Annotated in this window: 10 protein-coding genes and 3 pseudogenes; 2 read left to right on the top strand and 11 right to left on the bottom strand. The window is 70.0% G+C overall.

The window, feature by feature from the left end; genetic code table 11:
• From ASF25_RS23205 to ASF25_RS06670, 5 genes and pseudogenes are all read right to left on the bottom strand, one after another.
• Positions 1-274, bottom strand: a pseudogene (locus ASF25_RS23205) (sugar transferase); the annotation flags it as partial.
• Between the two features lies 1 nt (position 275).
• Positions 276-836 (bottom strand): annotated as a pseudogene (locus ASF25_RS23355) (sugar transferase); the annotation flags it as partial.
• 1 nt (position 837) lies between these two features.
• Positions 838-1,189, bottom strand: a pseudogene (locus ASF25_RS23545) (undecaprenyl-phosphate glucose phosphotransferase); the annotation flags it as partial.
• A gap of 414 nt (positions 1,190-1,603) precedes the next feature.
• Positions 1,604-2,812, bottom strand: a complete 1,209-nt coding sequence (locus tag ASF25_RS06675) for a glycosyltransferase family 4 protein (protein ID WP_244472930.1) — start codon at positions 2,810-2,812, stop codon at positions 1,604-1,606.
• A 178-nt stretch (positions 2,813-2,990) separates the two neighbouring features.
• Entirely contained in the window at positions 2,991-3,563 is a 573-nt protein-coding gene (locus tag ASF25_RS06670; protein WP_056171477.1) for a polysaccharide biosynthesis/export family protein, read from the bottom strand.
• A 198-nt stretch (positions 3,564-3,761) separates the two neighbouring features.
• Between ASF25_RS06670 and ASF25_RS06665 the strand changes: the two genes are divergently transcribed.
• Positions 3,762-6,044: a GumC family protein gene (locus tag ASF25_RS06665; RefSeq protein WP_056303999.1), complete on the top strand. Its 2,283-nt coding sequence runs from the start codon at positions 3,762-3,764 to the stop codon at positions 6,042-6,044.
• Between the two features lie 61 nt (positions 6,045-6,105).
• Here the strand turns inward: ASF25_RS06665 and ASF25_RS06660 are convergent, their stop codons facing one another.
• Positions 6,106-7,278, bottom strand: coding sequence for a GNAT family N-acetyltransferase (locus ASF25_RS06660; protein ID WP_056304022.1), 1,173 nt, complete (start codon positions 7,276-7,278; stop codon positions 6,106-6,108).
• A gap of 180 nt (positions 7,279-7,458) precedes the next feature.
• On the opposite strand from ASF25_RS06660, the gene ASF25_RS06655 reads away from it, so the two are divergent.
• Complete coding sequence (locus ASF25_RS06655) at positions 7,459-8,508, top strand: polysaccharide deacetylase family protein (RefSeq protein WP_056171470.1); 1,050 nt, start codon at positions 7,459-7,461, stop codon at positions 8,506-8,508.
• Positions 8,509-8,535: 27 nt separating this feature from the next.
• On the opposite strand, the gene ASF25_RS06650 is transcribed toward ASF25_RS06655, so the two are convergent.
• The 5 genes from ASF25_RS06650 to ASF25_RS06630 form a co-directional block, all read right to left on the bottom strand.
• Positions 8,536-8,907 (bottom strand): hypothetical protein, encoded by a 372-nt coding sequence (locus ASF25_RS06650; protein ID WP_056171468.1) that lies wholly within the window; start codon positions 8,905-8,907, stop codon positions 8,536-8,538.
• An 83-nt stretch (positions 8,908-8,990) separates the two neighbouring features.
• Complete coding sequence (locus ASF25_RS06645; protein WP_056171466.1) at positions 8,991-9,203, bottom strand: DUF2842 domain-containing protein; 213 nt, start codon at positions 9,201-9,203, stop codon at positions 8,991-8,993.
• Positions 9,204-9,363: 160 nt separating this feature from the next.
• Positions 9,364-10,146 carry an ABC transporter ATP-binding protein gene (locus tag ASF25_RS06640; RefSeq protein ID WP_056304020.1) on the bottom strand — a complete coding sequence of 261 codons (783 nt, stop codon included), beginning with the start codon at positions 10,144-10,146 and terminating at the stop codon, positions 9,364-9,366.
• Positions 10,143-10,895, bottom strand: a complete 753-nt coding sequence (locus ASF25_RS06635; protein WP_056171464.1) for an ABC transporter permease — start codon at positions 10,893-10,895, stop codon at positions 10,143-10,145. The genes ASF25_RS06640 and ASF25_RS06635 overlap by 4 nt, the downstream gene beginning before the upstream one ends.
• Before the next feature lie 22 nt (positions 10,896-10,917).
• Positions 10,918-11,892 (bottom strand): ABC transporter substrate-binding protein, encoded by a 975-nt coding sequence (locus tag ASF25_RS06630; RefSeq protein WP_244472929.1) that lies wholly within the window; start codon positions 11,890-11,892, stop codon positions 10,918-10,920.
• Positions 11,893-12,246 lie beyond the last annotated feature (354 nt).

The raw sequence follows: 12,246 nt of genomic DNA, 5'->3' as shown, positions 1-12,246 counted from the left end.
CGAGGGACAACTCGCCCTTGATCACGTTGAACAGCTGCGGCAACTCGTCCAGGGACGTCCGGCGGATGAAGCGGCCCACCGGCGTCACCCGCGGGTCGTTGCGCGTCACCAGCTTAGCGGCTCCCGCATCGCTCTGGGTCACGTACATCGAGCGGAACTTGTAGACCTCGATGAGTTCGTTGTTGAAGCCGTAGCGCTTCTGCCGGAACAGGACCGGACCGGGCGAGGTGAGGGCGACGGCCAAGGCCACGCCGAGCATCACCGGGCTGAGCGCNTCGTTGTTGAAGCCGTAGCGCTTCTGCCGGAACAGGACCGGACCGGGCGAGGTGAGGGCGACGGCCAAGGCCACGCCGAGCATCACCGGGCTGAGCGCCACCAGCATGGCGAGRCCGACGAGGCGGTCGAACACGCTCTTGGCGATGATGTCCCAGTCGGCCATSGGYTTGTCGAACACGTCGAGCACCGGCACCGTGCCGAGGTAGGAGTAGGCGCGCGGGCGCAGGCGCAGYTTCGAGGCCTGGGCCGAGAGGCGGATGTCGATGGGCAGGACCCAGAGCTTGGCCAGCATCTGGAGGATGCGGTCCTCGGCGGTGATGGGGATGGTGAAGATGACGAGGTCGAGGCGGGTGGTGCGGGCATAGGCGACGAGGTCGTCGACGGTGCCGAGCTTGGGGTAYCCCGCCACSACGGTGTCGGAGCGCCGGTCGCCGCGGTCGTCGAACACGCCGACGATGCGGATGCCGGACTCGGCCTGGGCGTCGAGGGCGCGGATCAGGTCCTCGGCCACGGGCCCGCCGCCCACGATGGCCGTGCGCCGGTCGAACCGGCCACGCCGCNCGCCGCGGTCGTCGAACACGCCGACGATGCGGATGCCGGACTCGGCCTGGGCGTCGAGGGCGCGGATCAGGTCCTCGGCCACGGGCCCGCCGCCCACGATGGCCGTGCGCCGGTCGAACCGGCCACGCCGCGTCTGGGCACCGATGATCCGGGACAGGATGAAGCGGCCCAGCAGGAGCAGGCCGAGGCCCGCGACGAAGACGGTGCCCAGCCAGACGCGCGAGTAATGGTCGGCGACCTTGGCAAACACCATCACGGTCGCCACGACGAGGAGAACGAGCGTCCAGGCGGCCACGAGGCGCAAGGCCGGCTTCAGGAAGCCGCGCAAGGCCCCGATGCCGTAGAGCCCCATGACTTGGAAGAGGATCACCGCGACCGTGGCGATGCCGAGGATCGCCGTGGCGTAACGCGGACCGAGCGGAACGACGCCCGCGAGCTGGAGCCATTGCGTGGCCAGACCCGTGACACCGATGAGGGCGAACTCCGCGATCCGCACGCAGCCCGTCAGCACGACGGGCGAGAAGGCCGGTGCCGGCCGAGCCGTGGCCTCGGCCGGGGGGATCGCGCTCGAGCCGCTCGGCAGAGAAGCTTCCTGTTCGGAAGCGGGAAACGGTCGGGCCGCGGCTTCCAAAAGGTCGCGGACGTCGAAGGCACTCATCGTCAGGGCTTCCGGACTTCGGTCAACGTCGCGTCACCACGACGATGATCCACTCTGTCAGGAAGGCCTCACGGAACGTTTAACGGCCCCGGTGGTACGGGCTCCGGATCAGATCGCCTGTCCCGCATGCGCGGCGGCGGGCTCGGCTTTGACACGGGCTCGGAAGGCGGCGGCATAGCCCGACAGGACATCGGCGCCCATGCGCTTCATCGAGAAGCGCACCTGGACCGAGGCACCGAGATCGGCGAACCGCGCCGCGCGGGCATCGGGGGCTTCGTCGAGCACCCGGACGATGGCGTCCTTGAGAGCGCCCGCATCCCGGGGAGGGACGAGGTGGGACGCAGCCGCCCCGAAGATTTCGGGAATCCCGCCGACATTCGTCGCCACCAGGGGGTGCTGGGCCGCAGCCGCTTCGAGCACCACGTAGGGCAGGGATTCGGCCAGGGACGGCACCACCATGATCCTGCCCCGCGCCAACACGGCACGGATGGGCTGAGGCGCCTCGAACGCGACGGCGTCGCCGAGTCCCATGGCCCGGACACGGGCGGCCAGGAGGTCGGCATCGGGACCGGAGCCCACCATCAGCAGGCGTAAGGTCCGGCCCTCTTCTCGCAAACTCGCCAAGGCTTCGAGGAGAAAGGGCACACCCTTGGCATCCCGCAATTCGCCGATATAGAGCAGATCGTAGGGATCTGCCGCGGGCGCGACGGGCAGGAACTCGGATTCGCAGATCCCATTGTGGACGATCCGGGTCAAGCGGGCCGTACCCGCATGAGCGCGGTGGCGCCCGGCGACGTACTCGCTCTCGAACAGGAACAGATCCGTCCGCAGGGCCAGAAGGCGCTCGATGCCCATGTAGAGCCTGTGCCGGATCGTGCCGGGCTTGTAGTTGTAGCTGCCCCCATGGGGCGTATAGGCCCGAATCGGATTGGGTCCGGCGACCCTCGCCGCCCGCGCGTAGACGCCGCCCTTGGCTCCATGGCCGTGCAGCACCGTAGCCCCCGTGATCCTGGCCCGCTCGGCGAGGACGCGCAGAGCCGTCAGGTCGGAGGGATGGGGATTCCGGTGCATCGGCACCCGAACGATCCCGAGTGCCAGGCTGGGCGCGAGTGCTGCGAAGGCCTGGGCCGCCCGATCCCCACCGGTGTTCGCATCGCAGACGATGCCGACCTGATGACCGGCCGCTGCCTGCAGTCGGGCGAGATCGACCACGTGGCGGAACAGGCCCCCCACGGGGGCTCGGAAAACGTGGATGATGCGGTGAGAGGTGGGTGACGGGCCTTCGGCCAGGGTGGCGGAACGAGATGCGTTCGAAATGGAAGCGGACGCACTCACGATCGGATTCTCCACGCGGCAACCGGCGGGCGGCGGCGCCCGGATGGCCGTGATCCTGTCGTCAGCGGGATGGCGGGAACATTAAGAGCATCCCGGTCACATGCTCCAACTTCGACTTGCGGTTACGCAAGGCTTAAAGGCGCCGTTTCGCGCGGATGCCTCAGAAGAAGCGCTCCTTGACCACAATGGTGTCGCCCGGGCGAACCGGGTAGGTCATCGGCACGATGCCCGAGACGAGGCCGCCACGACCCTCACGGGTCAGGACAGCGTAGTCGCGCGCCGCCCGCGGGCCGAATCCCGCGGCGATGGCCACGGCCGTCTCCACGGCCATGCCGTTGACGTAAGGGTATTGGCCGGAGTTCGTGACTTCGCCCAGGATGTAGAATGGGCGGTAGGCATCGACCTCCACGGTGACGTGCGGCTCACGCACGAAGCCGGACGCGAGCTTGGCCTCGACGGTACGGGCGGCCTGCGCCGTGGACTGACCGCCAACCTTGACGAGGCCGATGAGGGGCATCGCGATACTGCCGTCCCCATCGACGGCATAGATGTTGGATAGGTTGTCCTGCCCGAAGACGATCACCCGCAGGCGGTCGCCCGCCGACAGGGTGTAGCGCGCACCGATCGAGCCCGTCGTCGTGGCGTCGAGCTGTTCCGTCCGGAAGTCCGGACGCAGGCAGCCGCCCAGCGCGAAGCTGGACGAAAGAGTGAGAAGAAGTGTGCGTCGGTTCATCACCAATGCCGCCATGACCATGAATTCTGGTCTCGATCCCTAGGGGCATATGGTTAAGGAATGCTGATCCGGGCTCCTGCCCGGTGGTTCTGTGCCGGGACTGCCCGGTCTTAACGCGTGATCAACCTTAATATGATTGCCTGATGCGACGAAGGCCGGCCTACGGCCGCTGCCTCGCACGAGCGTAAAGATCGATCCATGCCTCGCTCATCGCCGAACTTTGCCGGTCCGTCGGTCCTGCACAGGGCCGGGGACGGCCTCGGGCTCGCCCAGCTCGCCAGCCTTCTGCGCCGCTCCTGGCGTTGGATCGCCGTCCCGACGGTGGTCGCGGGGCTCGGTGCCATCGCGTTCGTACAGGTTGTGCCGCCGCGCTACACCGGCGAGGCGAAGCTTCTCCTCGAGAGCCGGGAGGCAGCCTTCACGCGCTCGACCCAGGAGCGGGGCGAGCAGGTGGCGCCCATCGACGAGCAGGCCGTCGCCAGTCAGGTCCAGGTGGTGATGTCCCGCGATCTCGCTCGCGAGGCGATTCGCCGGCTCAAACTCGTGGGCAACGCCGAGTTCGATCCGGAGGTGGCCGGCATCGGCCCGGTTCAGCGTCTTCTCATGATGATCGGCCTCGCCAAGAACCCCCTGGAACGGGCGCCCGAGGATCGGGTGCTCGAAGCCTATTTCGACCGACTCCTGGTTTATCCGGCGGGGAAGTCGCGGATCCTCACGGTCGAGTTCCGCGCGAAGGATCCGGAACTCGCCGCGCAGGCCGCCAACACCATCGCCGAACTCTATATCACCTCTCTGGAGGCCGCGAAGACCGATACCGCCCGCTACGCCTCGACCTGGCTCGGCGGCAACATCGAGACCCTGCGAACCCGCGTCGCCGAAGCCGAGGCGAAGGTCGAGGCGTATCGTGCCCGCAACGGCCTCATCGGAGGCGGTACGGCGAGCCAGCCGCTGAGCGCGCAACAACTCGGCGAACTCTCGACGCAGCTATCGCAGGCCCGCACCGTCAAGGCCGATCTCGCCGGACGGGCCAAACTGATCAAGGAAATGATCAAGGACGGTCGTGCCTTCGAGATCCCGGATGTCGCCAACAACGAAATCATCCGCCGCACGGTGGAGCAGCGCATCACCCTGCGCGGCCAGCTTGCCCTGGAGGCCCGCACGCTCCTGCCGGCCCACCCGCGCATCAAGGAACTGACGGCGCAGATCGCCGACCTCGACACGCAGATCAAGGCCACCGCCGAGCGCATCGTCCGGACCATGGAGAACGACGCCCGGATCGCCGAGGCCCGCGTCGAAAGTCTGAGTGCGACCGTCGATGCCCAGCGCGATGTCGTCTGGAAGGGCAATTCGAGCGAGGTTCAACTGCGGGCCCTCGAGCGCGAGGCCAAGGCCCAGCGTGAGCAGCTCGAATCCTACCTATCCCGCTACCGCGAAGCCTCCGCTCGCGACGCCGAGAGCGCGACCCCCGCCGACGCCCGCATCGTTTCGCGCGCCGTGGTGCCGGAAACTCCCTCCTTCCCCAAGAAGCTGCCGGTCATCACGCTGGCTGTGATCATGGCTCTTCTGTTTTCGATGGGCGGCGTCATCGCCCGCCATCTTCTCACGGATCCCGATGATATCCGGCGCAAGCGCGCGGATGCGGATGCTGAGACCAAGGCCGAAGCCGATGGGGGCGAGCCGTCCGGCTCCGCATCGTCGCGCTTCACCTTCCCGGAGGCGTCGCCGGCATTGGCCCGCCACGGCGTCACCACCGCGACTTCCTTCGAGCCCATGGTCGCCTCGGCATCGGTCGTTCCCGCCGCCGCGCCCGTTCCTGCAGTCACTCCGGCGCCCGGCCGGTTTGCGCTCGACGGGCTCGTGGCGCGCCTGAGTGAGGATGCGTACGCGGGAATCGGCCGCCGGGTCCTCTTTGCGGAAACCCTGGATCCGGTGGAAACCCAGGACGGCGGCATGGGTGACCCCGCCGGAACCCTGGCGGGTACCCTGGCCGAAGCCCTTGCGGTCGGTGCGCGCACCGTGGTGCTCGATCTGAATGGCCCAGCCTGTGGCCCCGAGGATGCCGGCCTCACGGACCTCGTCGCCGGCGAAGCGGCTTTTCTCGATGTGATCCAGCGAATTCCCGGGTCGCGCCTCGACAGGGTCCAGCGCGGCTTCCTCGACATCGACGTGCTGAGCGAGGAGCCGGAAGCCTTGGAGATTGCCCTCGATGCCCTGGCGCAAGCCTACGATTGGGTGCTCTGCCGCCTTCACGGAGCGGAGACCGAAGCGGCCCAGGCGCTTCTGTCGGCGGTGGGCGGCGCCATGGACACGGTGGTGATCGCTTCGAACCGGGAGGCGGACGATGCCGAACTCGTTCATCTCTTCGCCCTGGCAGAAGCATCCGGCGCCAGCCGTATTCTCGTGGCCCGGGACCGGACCGTCGCCGAGACACCCGTTCGGGGGTTCGGTGCCGACCTTGAACTGCGTCGCTCGGCGGCCTGAACGGGCGCCGACCTCTGCGCCTTCCGAGCGCCGGCCGCCCCCCGAGCCGACGCCTCCCGCGCTACTGCGCGAGCGCACCTGCCCGCCAGTGGCGTAGGCGGCCGACCAGGGTCGACAGGCGCGGATCACGCTTGATCCGCCGCTTGAGCCGGGCAACGCCCACGGTCTTGAGGAGGAGGATCCGACCGGGCAGGGACACGGGAATCGTGACCTCGCCGAGCTCGATGGTCTCGTCACATGTGTTGGCCTTGTAGCGCGCCTCGCCGACGCCGAGGTCGAGGGCGCGGCGGCCACGCTCCGCCTGATCCCGGATCAGATACTGCAGCAGAATATCACCGGGGCTCGATCGGCTCACAGCCGGATCCTGGTCGAACGACGTCATCATGCCGCTGTAGCGGGCCGCGTCCACGGCGCCGGCGAAGACCGCGAACACCCGCCCGCTCTCGGTGCCCACCAGGGCCGCGACTTCGATGGCCGGTTCGTCGGAGCGTCCGTGCCGGCGCGCGCCGGCGGCGAGGAAGCCGCGCACGCCCGCATCGGCATAGGGGTTGGCGATCCCCATGGCGGAAAAACGCGATGCCTTCTGGGCGTAGAACGCGTCGAGGTAGGCGGTGACCTCCGCATCGGTCCGCGCCATCCGGTATGCCACCGGGCCGAACGCCTCGACGAGCTTCTTCTCCTTGGCGCGCAGTTTCTTGCGGGCGTCGGTGCTGAACACCCGCTTGACCGTGGATTCCGCATCGGGCCCCAGCAGGAGGCCGTAGGCGTCGCTCGGCGAAGGCTCGGCCCGGAAGCCGAGGGGGTTGGCGGCACCCTCCCAAAAAAAGGGCTGGTGCGAGAAGGCGTAGGCGGCGATGCCGGTGGCCCGGGCTGCCGCTCGGAGAGGCTCTGCCAGATCCTCGGGCCGCAGGGCGGCTGCCGCGCGCGAGGCGAAGAGGGGCATATGGAAGTTGGCGTGCTTCCCGCCGACGACCCGTGCGACGCGCAGGCCGTGCTCGTACGTCAGGTGACAGGGGATCAGCACCTGCGGTCGACCGGCCGCGTCGCGTACCACGAAGACACGAAGCACGGCGTCCGGTTCGGTCCGCAGATAGGCGGAGACCCAGTCGAAGCGCTGGTAGGGGGTCATCAGGACAGCCGGATCGGCTTCCAGGCCGCGCCACAGGGCCTCGACGGCGGCCAAATCGGAATAGACCTCCGTGGTCAGGCTGCCGCGCGCCGTATCCCGTATCATCTCCACTCCGCCTAGATCGTGCACGCCGCCCGTCACCACCGTCGCTCCCGCTCGCTCGGCGTCGAGGGAGCGCTCAGGCTCTTAAACGACGGGTGAAGCGCCGGGGCCGTCCTGTCGGCGTGGGTAACGAAACCTTGCCGGTTCCGGGACGACTATCGCTGGCCCACGTTCGGAGTTTCGATGTCGACAGCCCGCCGCCACCGCCTGTTCGAGGCCGGGTTCCGGACCATCGCGGCGACGGGGGCCGACCGCTGGCTCGCGCCCCTGGCCCGGGGACGGGGGGTGATCCTCACCTTTCATCATGTCCGCCCCGAGCCGCCCGGCGCCTACGCGCCCAATCGGCTGCTGGCCATCACACCGGACTTCCTGGATCACGTCCTCCTCACCCTGGCCCGACGCGGGTTCGAGGTGATCTCCCTCGATGCGGTGCCCGAGCGGCTCGCGGGGACGGGGCGCGCGCCCTTCGCCGTCCTGACCTTCGACGACGGCTACCGGGACAATGTCGAGCACGCCGCCCCGGTCCTGAGACGGCACGGCGCCCCCTGGACCCTGTTCGTCACCAGCGACTTCGCCGGTGGGCGCGGTCGCCTGTGGTGGCTCGAACTGGAGCGGGCGATCGGTCGCCTCCGGCGGGTGCGGCTTCCCGGTACGCAGATCGACCTGCCCGCGGGCAGCGACGCGGAGAAACGGGCGGCGTTCGAGGTGGTCTACCGCCACCTGCGCGCCGGACCCGAAGGGCATCTTCTCGCGGAGATCGCGGGCCTGTGCGAGCAGGCCGGCATCGCGGCAGGGACCCTGGCACGCGAACTGTGCCTGAGCTGGGACGAGCTCAGGGGGCTCGGCCGCGACCCGACCGTGACCTTCGGCGCCCATACGATCAGCCACCCGATGCTCGCCAAGCATGACGCGGCGACCCTGCGGCGGGAGGTCGAGGCGGGCCGCGAGGATCTCGCCCGCGAACTCGGCCGCCCGGTGCGGCACCTGTCCTATCCGGTCGGCGACCCGAGTTCCGCGGGCCAGCGGGAGTTCGCCCTGGCGCGGCAGCTCGGCTTCTCGACGGCGGTGACGACGCGGCCGGGCCACCTGTTCCCTGGGCACGTCGACCACCTGCAGGCCCTGCCGCGCGTCTCGGTGAACGGCTGCCACCAGAGCCCGGCCGCCCTCGCGTCCCTGCTCTCGGGTGTGCCGTTCCTGGCCTGGAACCGGGGGCGGCGCCTCAACGTCGGTTGAACGGAAAGGTCTTGGCGATCAGTCGGATCAGCGCCGGCGGTGACGGCGATACGAGCGCGACCCGCCGCCGGTGTCGAAGCTCGCGCTCTGGCGGCCGTGGCGGCCGTAGCGACTGCGCCGTCCCCGACGGCCGGTCTCCTGCACCGTCGGCAGGGCGGCGGCGATGCTGGACGGCAGGGCCGCCAGGGCCGTGGCGACGGAGGCCGAGGCGGTCGCCGCTCCTGCGGAAATGCCGGCCGCAACGTTCTTGGCGGCAGGGCCGAACATCGCCAGGCACTGGTTGTAGGCGAGATCGTTCTTGAGGCGTTCGCACTCGCCCACGGAGCGCGGTGCGCCTTGGGCGGCGGCCAGGGTGGGGGCGAGGAAGGCCAGGAGAACCAGAGTCGGGCGGAGCGGCATGATGCGGGGAATCGACCTTCGGCGCGTTCGGGAGCGGGGCCGTTTGTGCCCCGCGAGTGCGGCGAAATCCCGGCGCCTTCCGGTCAAGCGTCGGAGTCGGGCCGCTGCATCCAACTGATGAGGGGCATCAGCGGGATGATCCAGGCGATGCCCAGGATGCAGTAGAGCACCGCCTGCACGGGGGCCGGGGTCTGCGAGATGCGGCTGTCGGCGAGCGCCATGGCGAGCGGCGCGTAGACGACGACGAAGGCCAGCATCGTGATGGTGCCGATCAGGGAGCGGGTGCGGCGGCGCATCGGCCTTCTCCTCGGGCGGTCCTACGGAGAAAACGGACGCCCCGGGCGGGGTTAAGCCCGGCGCACGCGCGGCGCAATGCGCCGGTCCGTCGCCCGGATGGAACGGCGCACGCCCCCCATGCGCCGAAGGCGCCGGTACGGTTCGGCCGGCGCGGCGCCGTCACAACTCGGCCGAGCGGCCCGACAGTTCGGTCCGCAACTGGCGGGCGGCCTCCAGCAACGCGGCGTCGCGGCGGCGGCGGGGCCGGGGCACCGTGACGGTCATCTCCGCGGCGACCCGGCCGGGGGCGCCGGCCAGGACCACCACCCGGTCGGCCAGGGTGACGGCCTCGTCGATGTCGTGGGTGACGAACAGGATGGTCTTGCCGGTGGCCGCCTGGATGCGCTGCAGCTCGTCCTGCAGGCCTTCGCGGGTGAAGCTGTCGAGGGCCGAGAACGGTTCGTCCATGAGGAGCACGTCGGGATCGACGGCGAGGGCCCGGGCGATGGCGACGCGCTGGCGCTGGCCGCCCGAGAGCTGGTGCGGCCAGCGCTGGCCGAGGTCGGCCAAGCCCACCAGCGCCAGCATCTCGGCCGCCTTGGCGAGGCGCTGGGCCTTGGTGAGGCCGCTGCCCTCCAGCCCGAAGGCCACGTTGGCGACGACCCGGCGCCACGGCAGCAGGCGGGCGTCCTGGAACACCAGGGCCATGGGCGTGCGGCAGCCGGGGCGGGGCTCGACGCGCACGGTGCCGGCGCTCGGCTGGGCGAGGCCGATGAGCACCCGCAGGACCGTGGACTTGCCGACCCCGGATTCGCCGACGATGACGAGGAATTCGCCCCGCGCGATGGTGAGGTCGAGGTCGGCGAGGATCGTGTTGCGCACTCCTTCCCGCTCGTAGGCGAGGCTGAGGCCCTGGATGGCGATGATGGGCGAAGAGACGGGCGGGGGGACGGGCGTGCTCACGCGCGCCACCGCAGGAGCCAGCCCTGGAGGGCGACGAAGCCGGTGTCGAACAGGCCGTAGAGGCCGGCCATGGTGAGCATGTAGACGACCACGATGTCGGTGGAGAGGAGGCTGGAGGCCTGCATCATCCGGGCGCCGACGCCCGGCACGCCGAAGATCTCGGCGGCGACCACGGCCATCCAGGCCTGGCCCAGGGCGGTGCGCAGGCCCACGAGGATGCCCGGGGTGGCGGCCGGCAGCAGGATCTTGACGAGGCGCGACCACGGCGAGCGGAAGCCGAAGGCCTGCGCCACCTCGACGAGGTCGCGGTCGACGCCGCGCACGGCGCCTTGGGTGGCGAAGAACACGATCCAGAACACGCCGATGGCGATGATGAACACGGCGGCCGAGGGCTGGACCCCGAACCAGATGATGGCGAAGGGCACCCAGGCGAGGCCGGGGATCGGCCGCAGCAGCCGCACGATCCAGGCGGTGACGGCCTCGAACCCCGAAAACATGCCGCTGAGGAGGCCGAGCGCGATGCCGGCCCCGGCGCCCACAGTGAGGCCGACGACGTAGTGGCTCAGGCTCGACCACACGGCCTCGCCCCACACGCCAAGCTGGATCTCCCGCAGGAAGGCGGCCGGAATCGTGCTCGGCGGCGGCAGGAAGGCCGGGTTGATGAGGCCGAGGCGCGGCATCGCTTCCCAAAACACCAGGAAGGCGGCGAGGCCGAGGGCGGAGAGCGCCGTGGCGCGGAACGCGGGCATGCGGTTCAAGCGGGCGCGCGGCTCAGCGCGCGGTCGCCTTCTCGTAGGGGCGCGGGTCGAACAGACCGTCCAGCGGCACGTCCTTGTCCAGCGTCCCGATGGAGACCTGATAGGCCTGCATCGCCTTGGTGGCCTCGACGATGGCGCGGGGATCGGCGGTGAATTTCGCCGCCGGCGAGGTGATGGCCTTCTGGATGGTGGCCAGATCGGTGATGCCCTTGCCCAAAGCCGCCTCGACGGGCTTCGCCGCGCGGGCCGGATCGGATTTCAGCAACTCGCTCGCCTTGATCACGGCCTTCACCAGGCCCTCGACGGCCGCCGGGTTCTTGTCCGCGAAGGCGCCGAACACGCCCACCACGGTGCCGGGCTGGTTGGGGAACATCTCACCGCCCGTGGCGATGAGTTTGATCGCCGGGTTGCGCTGCTGGACGATGGTGAGCGCCGGCTCGCGGATGGAGGCGCCGTCGACGGCCCCGGCCAGCACCGCCTGCTGGGTCGCGTCGATGCCCATGGCGACGACCTCGGCATTCGCCTTGTCGGCCTTGGCGACCTGCCAGAGCCAATGCTGCAGGGTGGTGTTGGGCACGGAGCCCGGCGGCTGGGTGGCGAGGCGGGCGGGCCGGCCCTCCTTGGCCTTGAACTGGGCGAAGGCCTCGGCCTTGCCGGCGCCGTTCGCGAAGTAGGGGGCGAGCTTCGGCCCGGCCACGAACACCATCTCCTCGATGGCGGTGGCGGCCACCACGCGGACGTCGATGCCCTTGGTGCGGGCGACGGCGAGCGGCGCGACGCCGGCGACGTAGACGTCGATGGTGCCCGACGCCAGGGCCTGGATCATGTTGGGGCCGGATTCGAAGGTGGTGAAGGTGGGGGCGAGCCCCGCCTCCTTGAGCCAGCCCTCGCCATTGGCGACGAAGACCGGCGCCGCGCCGACGACCGGGATCACGCCGATGCGCACGGGCACGGGGGCGGTGCTCTGGGCCGAGGCGACGCCCGTCATGGAGAGCAGCAGGGCGAAAACGGGCAGGAGGCGCATCGGTCAGGTCCGGTCAGGGGCGTCGAGAAGGGTGGCCGACGGCACGGGGCGCCCCAGGGCTCCACCGCACGGATCGATCGGGGCTTCTGGTCCCGGGCCTTGGCACGGGGCGCCGGGGCACGCAAGAATTTGCTCGCGTCTCCGGCCTGTTGCCCCGTGCTTTGGAAGATCCCTCTCCGTTCGCGGGGGCGGGCAGGGCGGTTCTGTCGCGGCCCGGGCGGGTTCCGGCGCGGCTTTCGGGAACGGCCTCGTCTCGCTTCCGTTATCCCCCCGCTGCGGCCACCGGGCCGGCGGCGGCACCAGAATCAGGGATTTCCA

It is taken from the genome of Methylobacterium sp. Leaf100 (genome assembly GCF_001422845.1).
Classification (GTDB): domain Bacteria; phylum Pseudomonadota; class Alphaproteobacteria; order Rhizobiales; family Beijerinckiaceae; genus Methylobacterium.
Note: the sequence above shows the minus strand (reverse complement) of the source record. Positions and strands in the feature narration are given on the sequence as shown.

Excerpts from the sequence above, each read along its gene's own strand:
- ASF25_RS06670 (WP_056171477.1), bottom strand. The coding sequence starts at position 3,563 with ATGAACCGACGCACACTTCTTCTCACTCTTTCGTCCAGCTTCGCGCTG.
- ASF25_RS06665 (WP_056303999.1), top strand. The coding sequence starts at position 3,762 with ATGCCTCGCTCATCGCCGAACTTTGCCGGTCCGTCGGTCCTGCACAGG.
- ASF25_RS06660 (WP_056304022.1), bottom strand. The coding sequence starts at position 7,278 with ATGATACGGGATACGGCGCGCGGCAGCCTGACCACGGAGGTCTATTCC.
- ASF25_RS06655 (WP_056171470.1), top strand. The coding sequence starts at position 7,459 with ATGTCGACAGCCCGCCGCCACCGCCTGTTCGAGGCCGGGTTCCGGACC.
- ASF25_RS06650 (WP_056171468.1), bottom strand. The coding sequence starts at position 8,907 with ATGCCGCTCCGCCCGACTCTGGTTCTCCTGGCCTTCCTCGCCCCCACC.
- ASF25_RS06645 (WP_056171466.1), bottom strand. The coding sequence starts at position 9,203 with ATGCGCCGCCGCACCCGCTCCCTGATCGGCACCATCACGATGCTGGCC.
- ASF25_RS06635 (WP_056171464.1), bottom strand. The coding sequence starts at position 10,895 with ATGCCCGCGTTCCGCGCCACGGCGCTCTCCGCCCTCGGCCTCGCCGCC.
- ASF25_RS06630 (WP_244472929.1), bottom strand. The coding sequence starts at position 11,892 with ATGACGGGCGTCGCCTCGGCCCAGAGCACCGCCCCCGTGCCCGTGCGC.